The 17,900-nt window shown below is 73.7% G+C and carries 16 protein-coding genes and 1 tRNA gene; 7 read left to right on the forward strand and 10 right to left on the reverse strand.

Going from position 1 to position 17,900, the window contains the following annotated elements:
- Window positions 1-7: 7 nt before the first annotated feature.
- Window positions 8-367 (reverse strand): hypothetical protein, encoded by a 360-nt coding sequence (locus tag OM98_RS14830; protein WP_050812647.1) that lies wholly within the window; start codon window positions 365-367, stop codon window positions 8-10.
- Window positions 368-447: 80 nt separating this feature from the next.
- Here OM98_RS14830 and OM98_RS06430 point away from each other — a divergent pair, with 80 nt between their 5' ends.
- Genes OM98_RS06430 through OM98_RS06440 form a run of 3 tightly spaced genes read left to right on the forward strand, consistent with a single transcriptional unit; the run spans window position 448 to window position 3,247 of the window.
- Window positions 448-1,428, forward strand: a complete 981-nt coding sequence (locus tag OM98_RS06430) for a ribonuclease HI family protein (RefSeq protein WP_010533779.1) — start codon at window positions 448-450, stop codon at window positions 1,426-1,428.
- Window positions 1,425-2,699, forward strand: a complete 1,275-nt coding sequence (locus OM98_RS06435; protein WP_139017635.1) for a DUF418 domain-containing protein — start codon at window positions 1,425-1,427, stop codon at window positions 2,697-2,699. The genes OM98_RS06430 and OM98_RS06435 overlap by 4 nt, the downstream gene beginning before the upstream one ends.
- Window positions 2,696-3,247, forward strand: a complete 552-nt coding sequence (locus OM98_RS06440; RefSeq protein ID WP_010533781.1) for a DUF4031 domain-containing protein — start codon at window positions 2,696-2,698, stop codon at window positions 3,245-3,247. The genes OM98_RS06435 and OM98_RS06440 overlap by 4 nt, the downstream gene beginning before the upstream one ends.
- Here the strand turns inward: OM98_RS06440 and OM98_RS06445 are convergent.
- From OM98_RS06445 to OM98_RS06465, 5 genes are all read right to left on the reverse strand, one after another.
- A complete protein-coding gene (locus OM98_RS06445) occupies window positions 3,232-4,812 on the reverse strand; it encodes a sensor histidine kinase (protein WP_010533782.1) in 1,581 nt (526 codons plus the stop codon). The two genes, OM98_RS06440 and OM98_RS06445, sit on opposite strands and share 16 nt — an antisense overlap.
- 25 nt (window positions 4,813-4,837) lie before the next feature.
- On the reverse strand, window positions 4,838-5,551 hold the full coding sequence (locus tag OM98_RS06450) for a response regulator transcription factor (protein WP_010533783.1): 714 nt from the start codon (window positions 5,549-5,551) through the stop codon (window positions 4,838-4,840).
- Between the two features lie 53 nt (window positions 5,552-5,604).
- The gene (locus OM98_RS06455) at window positions 5,605-6,027 is read right to left on the reverse strand and encodes a LapA family protein (protein WP_010533784.1); all 423 of its coding nucleotides are present in this window, start codon (window positions 6,025-6,027) and stop codon (window positions 5,605-5,607) included.
- A gap of 94 nt (window positions 6,028-6,121) precedes the next feature.
- Window positions 6,122-7,786 carry a DNA repair helicase XPB gene (locus OM98_RS06460; RefSeq protein ID WP_010533785.1) on the reverse strand — a complete coding sequence of 555 codons (1,665 nt, stop codon included), beginning with the start codon at window positions 7,784-7,786 and terminating at the stop codon, window positions 6,122-6,124.
- 122 nt (window positions 7,787-7,908) lie between these two features.
- Window positions 7,909-8,862 (reverse strand): hypothetical protein, encoded by a 954-nt coding sequence (locus tag OM98_RS06465; RefSeq protein ID WP_010533786.1) that lies wholly within the window; start codon window positions 8,860-8,862, stop codon window positions 7,909-7,911.
- A gap of 253 nt (window positions 8,863-9,115) precedes the next feature.
- Here OM98_RS06465 and gndA point away from each other — a divergent pair, with 253 nt between their 5' ends.
- Window positions 9,116-10,576, forward strand: a complete 1,461-nt coding sequence (gndA, locus tag OM98_RS06470; RefSeq protein ID WP_010533787.1) for an NADP-dependent phosphogluconate dehydrogenase — start codon at window positions 9,116-9,118, stop codon at window positions 10,574-10,576.
- 97 nt (window positions 10,577-10,673) lie between these two features.
- Here the strand turns inward: gndA and OM98_RS06475 are convergent, their stop codons facing one another.
- Both OM98_RS06475 and OM98_RS06480 read right to left on the reverse strand, forming a co-directional pair.
- Complete coding sequence (locus OM98_RS06475; RefSeq protein WP_010533788.1) at window positions 10,674-10,961, reverse strand: hypothetical protein; 288 nt, start codon at window positions 10,959-10,961, stop codon at window positions 10,674-10,676.
- Between the two features lie 267 nt (window positions 10,962-11,228).
- On the reverse strand, window positions 11,229-13,397 hold the full coding sequence (locus OM98_RS06480) for a helicase-associated domain-containing protein (RefSeq protein WP_010533789.1): 2,169 nt from the start codon (window positions 13,395-13,397) through the stop codon (window positions 11,229-11,231).
- Between the two features lie 28 nt (window positions 13,398-13,425).
- Here OM98_RS06480 and OM98_RS06485 point away from each other — a divergent pair.
- Window positions 13,426-13,502 (forward strand) — tRNA-Leu (locus OM98_RS06485).
- A gap of 12 nt (window positions 13,503-13,514) precedes the next feature.
- Here OM98_RS06485 and ppk2 read toward each other — a convergent pair.
- Window positions 13,515-14,366, reverse strand: a complete 852-nt coding sequence (ppk2, locus tag OM98_RS06490; protein WP_010533790.1) for a polyphosphate kinase 2 — start codon at window positions 14,364-14,366, stop codon at window positions 13,515-13,517.
- 63 nt (window positions 14,367-14,429) lie between these two features.
- On the opposite strand from ppk2, the gene OM98_RS06495 reads away from it, so the two are divergent.
- Window positions 14,430-15,155, forward strand: a complete 726-nt coding sequence (locus OM98_RS06495) for a YggS family pyridoxal phosphate-dependent enzyme (RefSeq protein WP_010533791.1) — start codon at window positions 14,430-14,432, stop codon at window positions 15,153-15,155.
- Between the two features lie 28 nt (window positions 15,156-15,183).
- Here the strand turns inward: OM98_RS06495 and OM98_RS16355 are convergent, their stop codons facing one another.
- Window positions 15,184-16,275 carry an ROK family transcriptional regulator gene (locus OM98_RS16355; protein ID WP_010533792.1) on the reverse strand — a complete coding sequence of 364 codons (1,092 nt, stop codon included), beginning with the start codon at window positions 16,273-16,275 and terminating at the stop codon, window positions 15,184-15,186.
- Window positions 16,276-16,460: 185 nt separating this feature from the next.
- On the opposite strand from OM98_RS16355, the gene OM98_RS06505 reads away from it, so the two are divergent.
- Window positions 16,461-17,768 (forward strand): MFS transporter, encoded by a 1,308-nt coding sequence (locus OM98_RS06505; protein ID WP_010533793.1) that lies wholly within the window; start codon window positions 16,461-16,463, stop codon window positions 17,766-17,768.
- Window positions 17,769-17,900: the final 132 nt, after the last annotated feature.

Here is a 17,900-nt window from a genome sequence, read left to right on the forward strand (position 1 = left end):
CGCAGGCTCAGGCGGCGAAGACCCCCAGCACCGTGATGCCGGCGCCGAGGGAGTCCACGGCGTGGCCGCCGGCGCCGAGGTGCAGGGCCACCATCACCACCACGGCCAGGGCGCAGGCCACCCCCACCAGGATCTCGTCGGTGACGGGGCGGAAGTCCTCCCGGCCGGAGGAGGCGCGGGTGCCGTCCCCGTCCAGCGGCAGCAGCACCGCCAGGGAGAGCCCCAGGTAGGCCAGCTCGGCCGCGGTGATCCCGACCATGATCGCGATCCCGGGCTCGGTGGTGATCGCGAGCACCACCCCGACGACCAGCCCGAGGAGCGTCCCGGCGACGAGACGACGGCGGGGTCCGTGCCAGATACGGGCCATGCGGGGTCCTTCTCCTCGGCGGACGGTGCTCCCCGAGGGTACGTCCTGGTCCGTCGGCCCCGTGTGGAACGATTCCTCCCATGACGATCACCGCTGCGGCCGACGGCTCCGCCCTCGGCAATCCCGGGCCCGCCGGCTGGGCCTGGTACATCGACGAGGACAACTGGCGCGCCGGGGGCTGGCCCCACGGCACCAACAACATGGGCGAGCTGAAGGCCGTGCTCGACCTGCTGGAGGCCACCGCCGTCGACGCCGATCAGCACCTGCACGTGCTGTGCGACTCGCAGTACGTCATCAACTCGGTGACCACGTGGATGCCGGGCTGGAAGCGCAAGGGCTGGCGCAAGAAGGACGGCAAGCCGGTGCTGAACGTCGAGCTGCTGCAGGCCATCGACCGGGCCATGGCCGGGCGCAGCGTCGAGTTCGAATGGGTCAAGGGCCACGCCGGGCACGCGATGAACGAGGCCGCGGACCGCCGTGCGAACGCCGCCGCCACCGCCTTCTCGAAGAAGCAGGACCCGCAGGTGGGGCCCGGATACCGCGGCGGGGACGCGCCCTCCGCCGCCTCCGGCCCGTCGAGCGGCGGGACGACGCCGGAGCCCGAGCCGACGGCCGAGTCGGACCTGTTCTCCCTGTTCACCGAGCCCGACCCCGGGGACGTGCCCGGCCCGCCCGAGCACTGCGGGGCGCCCGAGGGGGTGTTCCCCGGCGCGGAGCTCGGCACCGAGCTGGAGCAGGTCATCGCCCACGAGGGCGCGCTGCTCTCGGACCGGCTGCGGGAGGACCCGCCCAGCGCCGCCGCCCTGCTGCACCCGCAGCACACCGCGATCAGCGTCGACGGCCGCGAGCAGGACCGCGAGGAGGTGCTCGCCGAGCTGGCGCCGCTGCCCGGCCTGGACGCCGCCGAGTTCCGTGCCGAGGAGCTGTCGCCCGGTGTGGTGCTGCTGCGCTACGAGACCCGCGACCGGCAGGGCCTCGTCCGCCGCAGCTCCCTGTGGCAGCGCGACGGGCAGCGCTGGCTGCTGCGCCACCACCAGGCCACCCCCGCCGAGCGTCGATGAGCCCGGCAGGCGGGGCGGGGACGCGGGGACGGACGCTGCCGTCCACCGCGCCCCGCCCTGCCCCCGGCACCACGCCCGCCGGGCCGGTGCCGCTGGCCGAGCGTGCCGGTGGGCCCGACCTGGCCCGCGGCCTGGCCCTGCTGGGGATCGCCCTGGCGAACCTGGTGGGCTGGCTGCACGGCCACCCCTGGACGGTGCTGGCCAAGCAGGCCGATGCCGCGCCGTGGGACCGCGCCGCCGACGTGGTGATCGCGCTGCTGGCCGACAACCGCGGCTTCCCGCTGTTCGCCCTGCTGTTCGGCTACGGCATCGGGGTGATGCACCGCCGCTCCCGCGAGGCGGGGGAGACGCCCGGGCACTTCCGGATCCGGATGCTGCGGCGGATGACGGTGCTCGGCGCGATCGGCGTGCTCCACGGGATCCTGCTCTTCGACGGGGACATCCTGGTGGGCTACGCGGTGATCGGGACCCTGTGCGCGGTGCTGGCCACCCGCGGCCGGATCGCCCTGCCGCTGGCCGCGATGGTCACGGTCCCGATGCTGGCCGTCTGGGGCTGGGCCGACGGGGTCGCGGGTCTCGGCGGCGGGACGGGCCACGAGGCCGCGGCCGCCGCGACCTACGGCGAATCGCTGCTGATCCGGCTCGACGCCACCGGCCGCGGCCTCGCCCTGGTCAACGACCTGGGTCTGCTCGCCCCGATGGCGCTCGGCGCCCTGGCCGCGGGGGTGCGGCTGCTGGAGGCGGTCGAGGTGCACCGGGACCTGCTGACGCCGCTGGCCCGCTGGGGTCTCGGGATCGGGCTGGTGGGGGCGCTGCCGCTCACGGCCGTGATGGTGCTCGATCCCTTCCACGAGGCCATCGGCTCGGTCGTGCTGCTCGGCTCCCTCGGGGTGCTGCACCAGCTCAGCGGCCTGATCGGGGCGCTCGGCCTCGCCGCCGCGGCCGCGCTGCTCGCCGAGCGTGCCCGCACCGCCGCCCCGGGCGGGCTGCGCCGCGCGGCCAGTGCCCTGGAGGCGCTCGGCATGGTCTCGCTCAGCGCCTACCTCGCCCAATCCGTGCTGGCCCTGGCCCTGTTACCGCCCTACACCCTGGATCTCGGGGCGAGCCTCGGCACCGCGGGCGCCGCGGCCCTGGTCACGGCCGGCTGGCTGCTGATGCTGCCGCCCGCCGCCGCGCTGCGGTCCCGCGGTCGACGGGGACCCGCCGAATGGGCGCTGCGACGACTCTCCGGCCCCGTGCCCCGCGCCGCCCGGGAAGGCGCCCCCGCATGACCGTCTATGCCGACACCCCGCGCTGGCCGCGCCACGGCCTGCTGTGGGGCCATCTGGTCTCCGACGCCTCCCTCGAGGAGCTGCACGCCACGGCCGCCCGCGCCGGGCTGCCGGGACGCGCCTTCGACCTGGACCACTACGACTGGCCCGAGGGCCGCGAGGCCGACCTCGCCACCGCCGGGGTGGTCACGGTCGGCGACGGGGAGCTCACCCGGCGGCTGATCGCCTCCGGCCTGCGGGTGCCGCTGCGGGACCGACCCGCCGCGCGGGCCCGCCGCAGCGCCGCGCACGCCGCGGAGCTCGGCCTCCGGCCGGTGCCGACCGACCTGGTCCTCGGACCCATCGGGCACGCGGACCCGCTGCCCGCCGAGGCCCCGCCGGGATCGTTCCGGCTGGGCTGCGAGGAGGTCGGCGCCGCGGCGCGCATCGAGGCGCCCGACCGGGCCGGGCGCGAGGCGGGCCTCGCCCTGCGGGAGCACCTGGACGCCCTGGCGCGCGCCGCCGGGCGGCCCGGCTTCACGGGGCAGGTGCTTCAGCTGGCGGGCTGATCCCCGACCTCGGGGGCTCCGGGCCGCTCGGTGACCGATCGTGCCTGGTCGGGGGTGACGGTGTGCTCCTCGTCGACCTCGGCGGCCTGCAGCTCGACCCAGAAGGTGGAGCCGCCGCCGGGGGTCTCGGCCACGCCGATGCTGCCCCGGTGCTGCTGGACGATGGTCGCCGCGATGGACAGGCCGAGGCCCGCGCCGCCGCCCTGGCTGGCCGCCCGCACCCGCGAGGAGTCGGTGCGGTAGAAGCGCTCGAAGACCTTCTCGCGCTGGTCCTCGTCGATGCCGGGGCCGTGGTCGCGCACCTCCACCAGCACCGTGCCGGCCTCGGTGGGGCCGACCGCGATCTCCACCGGGGAGCCCTTGGGGGTGTGACGGTTCGCGTTGCCCACCAGGTTCAGGATCACCTGCCGCAGGGAGGCCTCGTCCCCGAGCACCCCCACCGCGTGGTGCGGCGCCACCGGCAGCGGCAGCCCCGAGAGGGTCACCACCATCACCTGGCGCTCGGGGTCCAGGGCACGCAGGTCCTGGGCGGCGTCGAACAGGGCGTCGGCCAGGTCCACCGGGGCGAGGTCGAGGTCCGGGTTCTCGTCGAGCCGGGCCAAGCGCAGCAGGTTCTCCACCAGGGAGCCCATCCGGCGGGCCTCGTCCTCGATGCGGCGCATGGCCTGGGCGACCGACTCGTCGGTGCTGAGCGCCCCCATCCGGTAGAGCTCGCCGAAGCCGCGGATCGCGGCCAGCGGGGTGCGCAGCTCATGGGAGGCGTCGCCGACGAAGCGGCGCATCTTGGCCTCGTTGCGGGTGGCGTGCTCCTCGCTCGCGGCCTGCGCGGCGAAGGACTGCTCGATGCGCACCAGCATCTCGTTCAGCGACATCGCCAGTGCCGCCACCTCGAGGCTGGTGTCGGTGACGGGCACACGCCGGGAGAGGTCGCCGCCGGCGATCTGGGAGGCGGTGGCCTCCACGTCCTGCAGGGGCTCCAGCGCGCGGTGCGCCATGAAGCCGCCCGCGCCCATCCCGACCAGCACCACCAGGGTGCCCACCAGCACGATGATCAGCGCCATCTCGTGCATGGTGCGGTCCACGCCGTCCAGCGGCAGCGCCACGTACACGGTGCCGCCGCCCTCGCCGGTGTTCACCCGGGCCGCGACCCGCCAGCGGTTCTCGGTGGAGTCCAGGACGGTGAAGGGCTGCCCGTCCAGCGTGCGGATCTGGTCCTCGCTGAGGTCGGGGAAGTCGATGCTGACGTCCTCGTCGCGGTACAGCACGACGTCCTGGTCGATCACCTGGCCGCTCTCGTCGCGGATCTCCACCGCGTACTCCACGGGGATGGAGCCGCCGCGGGTGTCGTCCTCGTCGACGACGAAGCCGCCCTGGGCGCGGTCGATCATGTTGCCGATGCCGGAGCTGAGGTTGGTGTCGACCGACTGGATCAGGGTGCGGTTCAGCAGGAACAGCGAGAGGCTGCCGGTGATCAGGGTGCCCGCGATCAGCAGCAGGGAGATCAGGGCGACGATCCGGGTCCACAGGGACACCGGGCGGGAGGCGCGGAGGCTGGGCAGGGTCACGCGCGGATCAGCCCCGGGCGCCGGCTCAGTGGCCCTCGGCGGCGCGCAGGACGTACCCGATGCCGCGCTTGGTGTGGATCATCGGGTCGCCCACCACGTCGACCTTGCGGCGCAGGTAGGAGATGTAGGACTCGACGATGCCGACCTCGCCGGACCAGTCGTAGTCCCACACGTGGTCCAGGATCTGGGTCTTGGAGACGACGCGGCCGGCGTTGAGCATGAGGTAGCGCAGAAGCTTGAACTCGGTGGGGGAGAGGTCGATGGCGACGTCCCCGCGGTAGACCTCGTGGGAGTCCTCGTCGAGGCTGAGATCGCCGACGACCAGGGCGCTCTCGACCGCGCCCTCGTTGCCGCCGTGGGTGCGGCGCAGCACCGCGCGGATACGGGCCACGACCTCCTCCAGACTGAAGGGCTTGGTGACGTAGTCGTCGCCGCCGACGGTGAGGCCGTTGACCTTGTCCTGGGTCTCGTCCTTCGCGGTGAGGAACAGGATCGGGTACTGCTCGCCGCGGTCGCGCAGGCGCCGGGTGACGGTGAAGCCGTCCATGTCGGGCAGCATCACGTCGAGCACCACCAGGTCGGGCTGGTGCTCGGTGGCCTCGCGGATCGCCTCGTTCCCGGTCGCGGCCGTGAACACCTCGAAGCCTGCGAAGCGCAGGGAGGTGGCCAGTAGGTCACGGATGTTGGGTTCGTCGTCGACGACGAGCAGACGGGCCTCGAAATCCTGGTCGGTGGTCATGGGATCACCATGCTCCCGGCGCCTGGGAATCCCTTGGACGTCTGCTGGACGTCTCAACCGGTGACGCGCTGGACTTTCGCGAGGGTCTTGCGCTGCCTGCGGATGGTCATGCTCATCTGGATCATCCGGACCGAGCCGACCAGCGCCATGACCAGGGCGCCCGCTACGGCGGCGAGCAGCATCGCCACGCCCAGCGGCAGCGAGAACTCGGCGCCGAAGTACTGGAACGGGGTGGAGACGTTGTTCTGGATCACGAAGATCAGCAGGGCGATCAGCACGATCGCGCCGAGGATCAGCGCCACCCACACCCCGGCGGTGCGGCCGGCGCGGGTGTCGATGTCGGGCTCGGCCGCCTGCTGGGCCTGGGGGGCCGGCTGCTGCGGCGCGGGCTGCTGCGCGGCGGGGGCCTGCGGGGCCGGCTGCGCGGCGGTCTCGCCGGTGGTGGGGTCCTGGAAGCTCTGGGGGCCGGTGCTCATGGCGACTCCTGAGGCGGGGAGGGGAAGGGGATACGGGCGCCTGGGGCGCGGGACCACTCTAGTCCCGCCCGGTCCCGGCCCGTCCGTCCGGGGCTCAGCCCTGACCGGCGGTGCCGCTCGGCGTGGGCAGGTCCTCCGCGTCGATGATCGCGTAGGCGTAGCCCTGTTCGGCGAGGAAGCGCTGGCGGTGCGCGGCGTAGTCCTGGTCGACGGTGTCGCGCATGACCACGGTGTAGAAGTGGGCGGCGCGGCCGTCGGCCTTGGGGCGCAGCAGGCGGCCGAGGCGCTGGGCCTCCTCTTGGCGGGAGCCGAAGGCGCCGGAGACCTGGATCGCGACCGAGGCCTCGGGCAGATCGATGGAGAAGTTCGCGACCTTGGAGACCACCAGGCGGTCGATCTCCCCGGCACGGAAGGCGTCGAAGAGCTGCTGGCGTCGCTTGACCGGGGTCTGCCCGGTGATCAGCTCCGCGCCGAGCTCGGTGGAGATCTCCTCGAGCTGGTCGAGGTACTGCCCGATCACCAGGAGCGGCTCGCCCGGGTGGCGCTCGGCGAGCGCCCGCACCACCGGCACCTTCGCCCCGTGGGCGGCACCGAGCCGGGGCCGGTCCTCCGCCTCGGCCATCGCGTAGGCCATGCGGTCCTCGGCCGGCATCGAGACGCGCACCTCGGTGCACTCGGCGGGGGCGATGTAGCCCTGCGCCTCGATGTCCCGCCAGGGCGCGTCGTAGCGCTTGGGGCCGATCAGGGAGAACACCTCGCCCTCGCGGCCGTCCTCCCGCACCAGGGTGGCGGTCAGGCCCAGGCGGCGCCGCGCCTGCAGGTCCGCGGTCATGCGGAATACGGGCGCGGGCAGCAGGTGCACCTCGTCGTACACGATCAGGCCCCAATCGCGGGCACTCATCAGCTCCAGGTGCGGGTGCACGCCCTTCCGCTTGGCGGTGAGCACCTGGTAGGTGGCGATGGTGACGGGCCGGATCTCCTTGGTGGTGCCGGAGTACTCACCGATCTCGTCCTCGGTGAGGGTGGTGCGGCGCAGCAGCTCGGCCTTCCACTGCCGGGCGGAGACGGTGGAGGTGACCAGGATCAGGGTGGTGCGGCCCATCGCGGCCATCGCCCCGGCGCCCACCAGCGTCTTCCCGGCGCCGCAGGGCAGCACCACCACGCCGCTGCCGCCGTGGCGGAAGCCGTCCACGGCCTCCTGCTGGTAGGGGCGCAGGGACCAGCCGTCCTCGGCCAGGGCGATGGGGTGGGCCTCGCCGTCCACGTAGCCGGCGAGGTCCTCGGCGGGCCAGCCCAGCTTCAGCAGCGCCTGCTTGAGGGCGCCCCGCTCGGAGGGGTGCACGGCGACGGTGGCTTCGTCGAGGCGGGCGCCGATCATCCCGGCCACGCGCTTGGCGCGCAGCACCTCCTCGAGCACCGCGCGGTCCACGGCGTGCAGCACCAGGCCGTGCTCGGGATGGGCCTCCAGACGCAGCCGCCCGTAGCGGTCCATCGTGTCGGCCACGTCGATCAGCAGGGCGTGCGGCACCGGGTAGCGGGAGTTCTCCACGAGGGCGGCGACCACGGTCTCGGCGTCGTAGCCGGCGGCTCGGGCGTTCCACAGTCCCAGATTCGTGATGCGGTAGGTGTGCACGTGCTCGGGGGCGCGCTCCAGCTCCGCGAAGGGGGCGATGGCGGCGCGGGCCGCGGTGGCGCGCTCGTGCCCCACCTCCAGCAGGAGGGACTTGTCGCTCTGGACGATCAGGGGGCCGTCGGTCATCCGGCCAGGCTACGCCCGGGCCGGCTCCGGCGCGGAGCGGGCGGCGGGTGGTTCGTGACGGGCGAACGCCCCGGCGGCGCTCCCGGAAGGGGTGCCGCCGGGGGCGTCGGGCCGGGCCGGGGTCAGCGGCTCTGATCCGCCCGCACGGGGTCGACCAGGCGCCGGCCGTTGAGCCGCTCGAAGACCGCCACGTAGAAGAGGCCGGTGAAGGGGATCAGTGCGATGACGGTGATGACCAGGAACCCGGCGACCATGCCGATCGCCGCGAGGATCAGGACCATCACGACCGTGGTGCCCAGGTGAGCCTTCGTGAGCGCGAAGGACTGCTTGATCGCCTCGCCGGGCGAGGCGCCCTTCGCGGCGGCCGGGGCGGCGTAGACCAGCAGCACCGCGGCGATGATGCCAGGGATGTACAGCAGGAACAGACCCACGGTGACGATGAGGCCCACCAGCAGGGTCGTGGCGATCACCCGGCCCGGGGCGATCATCGCCTGGCGCAGGGTGGGCCGTCCGCCCTCGGCGATGATCGTGGCCGCGTGCAGCGAGCCGGACTGCCAGAGCAAGGAGATCACCATGGCGAGCAGGAGGACGGGGATCATCGCGGCGTAGGCGAGCAGGAAGTCTCCCGCCGGGAACGTGTCGGGGTCCTCCCACTGGGGTGCCCGCGCGGCGAGCACACCGACCATGGCGACGAATCCGATGATCGTCACCACGGTGATGACCGCCATGTAGATCAGCCCGCTGACCAGCAGCGACACCGGGTTCCGCAGCAGCGCGTTGCAGGAGAAGGTGAAGGCGGCGGCGATGTCCGCACCCAGGTCGGTGCCGGGCTCCGGGCCGCTGACCACCGGGCCGTAGCCGCTCTGCCACTGTCCGCCCTGCGGCAGCGGGCCGTCCTGCTGCCCGCCGGGCTGCGCCCGCCAGCGAGTCTCCTCGGGGGCGGGGGAGCCGTAGGGCGTCGGCGCGCTGCCGGCGGGGCCGTCGGCAGCGGAGCCCTCGGCCGGAGCCTGCCTGGAGGGCGCGGCGGAGGGGTCGGGGCTGCGGTACGGGTCGCCCGGGGGCGGGGTGGTGGTCATCGGGCCGGCTCCTCGGGTCGGTCGAGATCATGCATCCAGTGCGGTCCCGCGAGCCTATCGGCCCGGCCCTGCCGCGCCGAGCGTCCGCGCCCGGCGGAGGGCAACGCGATGACCGGGGCCGACACGGAGGACCGATCCTCCCTAGGATGGGGGCGAATCCCCGGGCTCCGCGCCCCTCGCCCCGGCCCTCGTCGGTCGCCGGGCGAGAGAGGCCAGGGCTCCGGATCTGCCGCCACCGATGTGAGGAGAACTCATGGCAAGCTTCGCCCCGTCCCCCGCTGATGTCGCCGACATCGGCGTGACCGGAATGGCGGTGATGGGCTCCAACCTGGCCCGCAACCTCGCCCGTCACGGCTACAAGGTCGCCATCCACAACCGCAGCGTCGGCAAGACCGAGAAGGTCATCGACTCCTACGGCGACGAGGGGCAGTTCTTCCCCTCCGAGACGATGGAGGACTTCGTCGCCTCCCTGCAGAAGCCCCGCGTCGCGATCATCATGGTCAAGGCCGGCGGTCCCACCGACGCCGTGATCGACGAGCTCGCCGACCTCATGGACGAGGGCGACATCATCGTCGACGCCGGCAACGCCCTGTTCACCGACACCCGTCGCCGCGAGGCGGCCCTGCGCGAGCGCGGCCTGCACTTCGTGGGCACCGGCGTCTCAGGCGGTGAGGAGGGCGCCCTGAACGGCCCCTCGATCATGCCCGGCGGCACCCCCGAGTCCTACAAGCGCCTCGGCCCGATGCTCGAGGACATCTCCGCGCACGTCGACGGCGAGCCCTGCTGCACCCACGTGGGCGAGGACGGTGCCGGCCACTTCGTGAAGATGGTCCACAACGGCATCGAGTACGCCGACATGCAGGTCATCTCCGAGGCCTACGACATGATGTCCAAGGCCCTGGGCATGGACGCCGCCGCCATCGGCGACGTCTTCGACCAGTGGAACAAGGGCGACCTCGAGTCCTTCCTGATCGAGATCACCGCCGGCGTGCTGCACCACGTGGACGACCGCACCGGCAAGCCCTTCGTCGACATCATCCTCGACCAGGCCGCCCAGAAGGGCACCGGCGCCTGGACCGTGCAGACCGCCCTGGACCTGGGGGTCCCGGTCACCGGCATCGCCGAGGCCACCTTCGCCCGCTCCGTCTCCGGCGGTGTCGCCCAGCGCGAGGCCGCCCGCGGCGTGCTCCCGGCCGAGGCCGAGACCCAGGCCATCGACGATCCCGAGCGGTTCATCGATGACCTGCAGAAGGCGCTCTACGCCGCCAAGCTGGTCTCCTACTCCCAGGGCTTCGACGAGATCGCCAAGGGCGCCGAGGAGTACGGCTGGAACATCAACCTCGGCGACATGGCGAAGATCTGGCGCGACGGCTGCATCATCCGCGCCAAGTTCCTCAACCGCATCACCGAGGCCTACGACCGCAACCCGGAGCTGCCGCTGCTGCTGGCCGACGAGTACTTCACCACCGAGATCGCCAAGTGCATCCCGGCCTGGCGTCGCGTCGTGGCCTACGCCGCGGAGAACGGCTACCCGGTGCCGGTGTTCGCCTCCACCCTGTCCTACTACGACGCGGTGCGCTCCGAGCGCCTGCCCGCGGCCCTGGTGCAGGCGCAGCGCGACTTCTTCGGCGCGCACACCTACCAGCGCGTCGACGGGGAGGGCACCTTCCACGTCGAGTGGTCCGAGGACCGCCGCGAGAGCCGTCAGGACTGACCTCCCGCGCATGATCCCGGCGGGCCGAGCCCGCCGGACAGGACGAGAGCCCGGACCGATGCGGTCCGGGCTCTCGTGCGTGCTGGCGCGGGAGCGCTCAGTTGGTGGAGGTCTCCACGTAGTAGGAGAAGCCGCCGGTGGCGAAGATGATGATCCAGAAGACGATCCACAGCACGATGCAGATGATGTAGGCGATCCAGCCCCACTTGTAGAACTTGTTCGCCTGGGGAAGGTCGGTGTCCGCCTTCACCAGGCCGAGGATCGCGAACACCATCGTGAAGATGTTGCCCAGGCAGATGGTGCCGACGACGAGCTGCACGATCCACTTCGTCTTCTTCACCGGGGTGCCGGGAGCGGGGGCGGCGGAGGGATTCTGAGCGGTCATGATGGGGGCCTTTCGGGATTCGGGGGCGGACGCTGAGGTGTCGGTCCGGTGATCTCGGCGATCTGAGGTCACGTGTACAGACAACCAGGTCACGGTATGTGTGAGCGATGGGGAGGGGTCCCCACCCGCTGACGAGTCTGCGGGGTCGGACGTCAGATCGACACCATTTCGGGCCGCGAAACGGCAACTTTCCGGGTTACTGATGGGTACCTCGGACAGTGCCGGACACCAATGTCCGATATGCCCCCCGGGACGTGGTCCCCGTCCTCAGCCGAGGGTGATGCGGTGGACGAGGACGGTGAACTCCTCGGCCTTGCCCGCCTCGCGGGCGCGGAGCCGACCGCCCTCCAGGGACAGCGGCAGGGCACGTCGCACCACCACGCCGCCGCGGCCGTCGACGATGCCGAGATCCAGCTCGTTGCCCTGGGCGATGGCCTCCAGCAGGCGGTCGGTGACGCTGAGGTCGCCCTCGCCGTCCTCGGCGGCGCGCAGCCGGCTCACCGCCTCGGTAGCGCTCAGGCGCAGCTCGGGTCCCTCCACGGTCACGAGGTCCGCGTCGACGGGGCCGCCGGTGAGGGCGTGGGTCAGCTCGGGGCCGGCGGTCGAGCCGTCGGGCGCGACCGCCACCGGGGCCAGGCCCGCGCGCCGGGCGAGCTGCAGCGCGAAGCCGGGCTCGGACAGGGTGACCGCCACCGTGGGTGCCAGCCGGTGCAGTCCCAGCGCCGAGGCCTCGGGGGCGGCCTGCAGCAGGTCCAGCACCTCCGCGGAGGCGGTCAGCACGGTGGTGGCGCGTGAGACCTGCACCCGGCCGTGGCGGCGGCGCTCGTCGGTGATCAGGTATTCGAGGGCCTGCGGGAGCGGGGTGCGGGAGGCGCTGCGCAGCAGCTCCAGCAGGGCCTCGGGGTCGCGGCCCGCGGCGAGTGCGCGCCGCACCGAGCCCGCGTCCAGCCGCAGGGTGAGCGCCCCGCCGCGGGAGACGGTGGTGGTCCAGTCCAGCAGCGGCAGCAGCCGCTCGGCGGGACGCCCTGGGATCACGACGGTGAGGTCCGCGTCCAGCAGCACCTCGTCCACGGGGGCGGGCGCCACCTCGGCGAGGGTGCCGGCCAAGCGGGCGTCGGCCGCCACCACGTCCTCGTCCAGGGCCTGCACCAGGGCGTCGCCGAGCACCGTCAGCGCGCCGCGGTCGAGCAGGCCCAGCGCCTGGCCCTCGGCCAGCAGCGCCGCGGTCTCCTCGGTGATGACGGCCGGCGGCACCAGCGGGAACGCCCAGGCCAGCGCGGCGGCCAGCGAGTCCTCGGTGGCGGCGATCCCCGGGGCGGTGCGCAGGGTGCGCAGCAGGCTGCCGCGGCGGGTGCGGACCCCGTCGCGGCGGGTCAGCTCGGAGAGCAGGGCGCGCGGCGTGCCGGCGGGGTCGGGGGTACCGGCGTTCGCTGCCAGGTGGTGGCCGCGGGCCCAGGCGAGCACGAGCTCCGCCCAGCGCTGCTCGAGCTGCTGGGCGCGGTGGGTGTCCCAGTCGCGGGTGGGGTGCCATTCCTGGCCGTCGTGGCCGATCAGCCCGCCCTGCCAGGCGCTCTGCAGCACCGTCGCGTACACCACGGGGGTGACCCCGGCGCGCTCGGCCAGACGGCGCAGGTCCCGCAGGGGCAGGCCGCCGCGGCGCAGCACCCCGGGCGGGTCGTCGTCGAAGTCGCGCACCGTGCCCAGCACCCGCAGCGCCTCGAAGGCCTGCTCCACGGCCTGCGCGGTGCGGGAGCCGGGGATGCGCTCGGTGACCGGCTCGCCCTGCGGGGCGGGACGCAGGGCGGTGTGGACCCGGCGCACCCGGCCGCCGCGCAGTGCCAGGTGCACGCTGCGGGGGATGACCAGCCCGCCGCCGTCGGCGGGGCGCAGGATGCCGGCGCGGCGAAGCTGCCCGGCCAGCCGGCCCTCCCCGGTCACCTCGGCCGGGCCCCAGCTCAGGGCGTCCAGGGCCGCGGCGAGGGAGGGGTCCTCCCGGGCCCGCTCGACGGCGCGGCGGGCGTCCTCGGCGGAGGGGTCGGCGGGGTCCTCGGGGGCGAGCCCGGCGGGGGAGCGCAGGCCCTCGCGCAGGGGCCGGATCAGGTGCAGCTCGTCCTCGCCCCACACCAGAGCGAGGGTCTCCAGTCGCTCCACGCAGCTCGTGATCGTCGCCGGCTCCGAGGAGACGGCCGCGCCCAGCGCCGCGGGGGAGGCGCCGTCGGCCAGCACGGCCAGGGCCTCCACCAGGTGCAGCTCCGGCAGGGTCAGGGAGTCCAGGGCCCGGCGGGCGGAGGTGGCCCCGGTGGCGCGGGCGGCGAGGGGACCGATCCCGCGGGGGACGGGCGAGGCGAGATCCGGTCGGGCGACGAGGAGGGCCTCGAGCCGGTCGTCGCCGAACCGTCGCAGGGAGTCCGCGAGGGAGCGGGGTGCAGCGCACATGGTCGCCCCAGCATAGGCTGGGTGACCTGCCCCCATAGCCCAATCGGCAGAGGCGGCCGCCTTAAAAGCGGCACAGTGCGGGTTCGAGTCCCGCTGGGGGCACCACGCGGCCCGGGGTCAGGAGGAGCGCTTGCGCGGGGCCTTCTCCAGGGCGGCGGCGACGTCCTCGGCGTACTCGTAGTGCGAGCGGTCGGGGCGGGCGTAGCCGGTGTCCCGCTCGGCGGGGCGCTCCGGGATCTCGACGGTGGGCTGGTCGACGTAGCGCCAGGGGATGCGGGTGAGGATGTCCTGGATGACGTTGATGCGGGAGCGCTTCTTGTCCTCGCTCTCCACGGTCACCCAGCGGGCGCCGGGCAGGTCGGTCGCCGCGAACATGGCGTCCTTGGCGCGGGAGTAGTCCTCCCAGCGGGTGATCGACTCGACGTCCATGGGCGAGAGCTTCCAGCGCCGCATCGGGTCCTCCGCGCGGGAACGGAAACGGGCCTCCTGCTCGTCGTCGGAGACCGAGAACCAGTACTTGATCAGGCGGATCCCGTCCTCCACCAGCATCCGCTCCATGTCCGGGGCCTGGCGCAGGAAGCGGTGGTACTCGGCGTCGGTGCAGAAGCCCATCACCCGCTCGACCCCGGCGCGGTTGTACCAGGAGCGGTCGAAGATGACGATCTCCCCGGCGGCCGGCAGGTGCGGCACGTAGCGCTGGAAGTACCACTGGGTGCGCTCGCGCTCGGTGGGGGCGGGCAGGGCGACCACACGGGCGTGCCGCGGGTTCAGGTACTGCGTGATGCGCTTGATCGCCGAGCCCTTGCCGGCGGCGTCGCGACCCTCGAACAGCAGCACCACCCGCTCGCCGCGCTCGATCACCCACTGCTGCATGGCGACCAGCTCGATCTGCAGCCGTTCGAGCTCCTTCTCGTAGGCGGCCTTGTCGAGCTTGCGGGGCTTTCCGCGGCGAGCGTCCTCGTGGTTCATGCGCGCACTGTAGGGCGCAGGGTCCCGTGCGTCGAGGGCGAAAGTCCTGGGACAATGGCGCCCATGCCGGAGGATCCCCAGCTCAGCGACCGCATCCAGACCGCCCTCGCCCGCATCGACGACGCCGCCGCCCGGGCGGGCCGCGACGGGCGCGAGATCCTGGTGCTGCTGGCCACCAAGACCCGCAGCGCCGCCGAGGTCGCCGCCGCCCTGCGCGTGCTGCACGCCGACGGGCGCCGGGCCGCGGTGGGGGAGAACCGGGCCCAGGAGATCGCCAAGCACGACGATCCCGAGCTGGCCGCCCTGGAGGCGGAGCTGGGGGTGCCGCGCCACTTCATCGGTCGCCTGCAGCGCAACAAGGCGCGCGACGTCGTCGACTTCGCCTCCCTGGTGCACAGCGTCGACCGTGAGGAGATCGCCCGCGCCCTGTCCCACCGGGCCGACCTGGCCGGGGTGGACCGCGAGGTGCTGGTGCAGGTGAACACCTCGGGGGAGGAGTCCAAGGGCGGCTTCGCGCCGGAGGCCGCCGCGGTCGCCGGGGCGGTGGCGCTGCTGCGGGAGCTGCCGCGGCTGCGCCCGGTGGGCCTGATGACGATCGGCGCCAACACCACCGAGGAGAGCGCCGTGCGCGCGTCCCTGCACCGCTTGCGCACCCTGCGCGAGGAGCTCGCCGATCCGGAGCTGACCGAGCTGTCGATGGGCATGAGCGCCGACCTGGAGGTCGCCGTCGAGGAGGGCGCCACCATCGTCCGCCTCGGCTCGGCCGTGTTCGGGCCGCGCCCGAGCTGACCTCCGCCAGAGGCCTCGGCCCGGCGTCTCAGCCCGGGCCGACGAGCGCCTGGGGGAGTCCGTACTCGTGCTCGAGGACCTGGCAGGCGGCGCCCACCGCGATCAGGTCGGTGCCGCGGGTGGAGAGCATGACCTCCACGTGCACCCAGGGCTCGGCCGCGAAGCCCTCGTGCAGGGCCGTGCGGATCGCGTCCATCGAGGTCTCGTGCTGCGCGTAGACGGTGCGGCCGCCCAGGATCACCCGGTCCACGTCGACCGTGCGCACCAGGTCCAGCACCACGGTGGCCAGCACCCGTGCGGCCGCCGCCTCGTCCCCGGCCGCCAGTGCCGCGTGGTACTCGGCCTGGGCGCAGCCGCGGCGGCCGCAGGTGCAGGCCGCGCCGTCCATCCGCACCACCGTGTGCCCGACCTCCCCGGCCTGGAAGTGGGCGCCGCGCACCGTCGTGCCCTCGAGCGACAGGGCGGCGCCGAGGCCGTCCTCCACCAGCAGCAGGGCGGCGTTGCGCAGCAGGTCCGGTTGCGACCAGGCCTCGCCGACCAGCGCGGCGCGGGAGTCGTGGTCCAGCAGCACCGGCAAGCCCAGCTCCGCGGCCAGCAGGGCGCGGATCGGGGCGCCGCGCCAGGGGTCCGGGGTGGAGGTGCCGCGGTACACCCCGGCCGGCCAGTCCACGGGCCCGGGCATGCCCAGACCCACCCCCAGCAGCTCGCCGGGGCCCTGGGCGGCCAGCTCGCGGGCCTGCGCGGCGAGGGCGGGGATCAGCTCGGGGATCGGCGGCGGGGCCCCGATCTCCTGCTCGCGACGCTCGATGATCTCGCCGGTCAGGTCCACGACCACGCCGTGCAGGCGGCGCCGGGTGAGGTGCAGGCCGATGGCCCGGCGGGAGGTGGGCACGACCCGATAGAGGGTGGTGGGCTTGCCCGGGCCGAGCACCAGCGTGCCGGCCTCCGCCATCAGGCCGCGCTCCATGAGGCGCGCCAGGATCTTCGAGATCGCCTGCGGGGTGACGGCGAGCGCCTCCGCCAGCTCCGCGCGGGAGACCGGCTCCCCGCGCCGGGCGATGGCGAGGACGGCGGCGTCGTGCGCGCCGGCCACGCGCTCCAGCGGGCGGGGTGAGGGCATGGGAGGCATCGTGCCACGTCCTGCCGTGATCCGCGTCCCCTCGCGGCACCCGGTGGAGCGATCCCCTTGACGTATCGCAACAGCGTTGCATTACTCTGGTGGCCCCGGGTCGATGGAGCCCGCACACCCTGCACGCTCTCCCCGTACCGCCAGCTCCCCGCACCGACGTCCTTCGAGGTCTCCCCATGACTGCCATCGACGACACCCGTCCCGCCGCGCCCCGCCTCAGCCCCGCCCGGCGCCGCCTCGCCCTGCTCGCCATCGCCCTCGGTGGCTTCGGCATCGGCGGCTCCGAGTTCGTCTCCATGGGCCTGCTCCCCGGCATCGCCGAGGGCCTGATGCCCGACCTCATGGCCACCGACCCGGAGACCGGCATCGCCCACGCGGGCCTGGCCATCTCCGCCTACGCCCTCGGCGTGGTCGTCGGCGCCCCCGCCCTCGCGCTGCTGTCCGTGCGCTGGAGCCGCACCGGCATGATCATCGCGCTCGCCGTGGCGCTCGCCGCCGGCACCCTGCTGTCCGCCGTGATGCCGACCTTCGAGCTGACCGTGCTGGCCCGCTTCCTGGCCGGCATCCCCCACGGCGCCTACTTCGGGGTGGCCTCCCTGCTGGCCGCCTCCCTGATGGGTCCCGGCAACCAGGGCAAGGGCATCGCGCTGGCCCTGTCCGGCCTCACCGTCGCCAACCTGCTCGGCGTGCCCGTGCTCACCGCCGTCGGCCAGGCCGCGGGCTGGCGCACCGTGTACCTGCTGATCACCGTCATCTTCGCGATCACCGTCGTGGCGCTGCGCCTCACCCTCCCGCCGGAGGACAAGCCCCAGGGCCGCCGCATGGTCGACGAGCTCGCCGCGCTGCGCCGCGTGCAGCTGTGGATCGTGATGGGCATCGCCGCCATCGGCTTCGCCGGCGCCTTCGCCGTGTTCAGCTACGTCGCCGACATCACCACCCGCGTCACCGGCGCCCCCGAGACGGCGGTGCCCTGGGTGCTGGCCGTCGCCGGCCTCGGCATGACCATCGGCAACGTGCTCGGCGGCGCGACCACGGACCGCTCCCTGACCGGCACCCTGCTGATCGGCTTCCCCTTCTACATCGCCGCCCTGGTGGGCCTGTTCGCCGTCGCCCACGTCTCCCTGGTGGCGCTGATGATCGGCATCTTCGCCGTGAACCTCACCAACTCGGTGCTGAACCCCGCCATGCAGACCTGGCTGATCCGGGTGGCGCGCCGTTCCGAGGTGCTCGGCGCCTCCCTGAACCACGCCGCCTTCAACGTGGCCAACGCCCTCGGCGCCGCCCTGGGTGGCGCGGTGATCGCGGCGGGCTTCGGCTACGAGGCCCCGATGGCCGTCGCCATCGTGCTCGCCTCCGCCGGCTTCGTGATGGTCACCGCGACCCTCATCGCCCTGCGGGTGCGCGCCCGCCGCACCCTGGACATGCTGCGCCGCCACGAGGTACCCACCACCGGCTCCATCCCCGTGGTCCGCGTCGACGCCTGAGCGCGTCACCGGCCGGTATCGCACCGACGCCCCCGTCGCCCCTCGTCTCTCCTCCTGGGACCGTCACAGACGGTCATCCGGGAAGGGGCGGTAGGGGCGTCGCGCGTAGCGTGCCGGGCACGGACCCCGCCG

Source organism: Brachybacterium squillarum M-6-3 (genome assembly GCF_000225825.1).
Classification (GTDB): domain Bacteria; phylum Actinomycetota; class Actinomycetes; order Actinomycetales; family Dermabacteraceae; genus Brachybacterium; species Brachybacterium squillarum.

Coding starts and splice junctions, on each gene's coding strand:
- OM98_RS14830 (WP_050812647.1), bottom strand. CDS start 367: ATGGCCCGTATCTGGCACGGACCCCGCCGTCGTCTCGTCGCCGGGACG.
- OM98_RS06430 (WP_010533779.1), top strand. CDS start 448: ATGACGATCACCGCTGCGGCCGACGGCTCCGCCCTCGGCAATCCCGGG.
- OM98_RS06435 (WP_139017635.1), top strand. CDS start 1,425: ATGAGCCCGGCAGGCGGGGCGGGGACGCGGGGACGGACGCTGCCGTCC.
- OM98_RS06440 (WP_010533781.1), top strand. CDS start 2,696: ATGACCGTCTATGCCGACACCCCGCGCTGGCCGCGCCACGGCCTGCTG.
- OM98_RS06450 (WP_010533783.1), bottom strand. CDS start 5,551: ATGACCACCGACCAGGATTTCGAGGCCCGTCTGCTCGTCGTCGACGAC.
- OM98_RS06455 (WP_010533784.1), bottom strand. CDS start 6,027: ATGAGCACCGGCCCCCAGAGCTTCCAGGACCCCACCACCGGCGAGACC.
- OM98_RS06460 (WP_010533785.1), bottom strand. CDS start 7,786: ATGACCGACGGCCCCCTGATCGTCCAGAGCGACAAGTCCCTCCTGCTG.
- OM98_RS06465 (WP_010533786.1), bottom strand. CDS start 8,862: ATGACCACCACCCCGCCCCCGGGCGACCCGTACCGCAGCCCCGACCCC.
- gndA (WP_010533787.1), top strand. CDS start 9,116: ATGGCAAGCTTCGCCCCGTCCCCCGCTGATGTCGCCGACATCGGCGTG.
- OM98_RS06475 (WP_010533788.1), bottom strand. CDS start 10,961: ATGACCGCTCAGAATCCCTCCGCCGCCCCCGCTCCCGGCACCCCGGTG.
- OM98_RS06480 (WP_010533789.1), bottom strand. CDS start 13,397: ATGTGCGCTGCACCCCGCTCCCTCGCGGACTCCCTGCGACGGTTCGGC.
- ppk2 (WP_010533790.1), bottom strand. CDS start 14,366: ATGAACCACGAGGACGCTCGCCGCGGAAAGCCCCGCAAGCTCGACAAG.
- OM98_RS06495 (WP_010533791.1), top strand. CDS start 14,430: ATGCCGGAGGATCCCCAGCTCAGCGACCGCATCCAGACCGCCCTCGCC.
- OM98_RS16355 (WP_010533792.1), bottom strand. CDS start 16,275: ATGCCCTCACCCCGCCCGCTGGAGCGCGTGGCCGGCGCGCACGACGCC.
- OM98_RS06505 (WP_010533793.1), top strand. CDS start 16,461: ATGACTGCCATCGACGACACCCGTCCCGCCGCGCCCCGCCTCAGCCCC.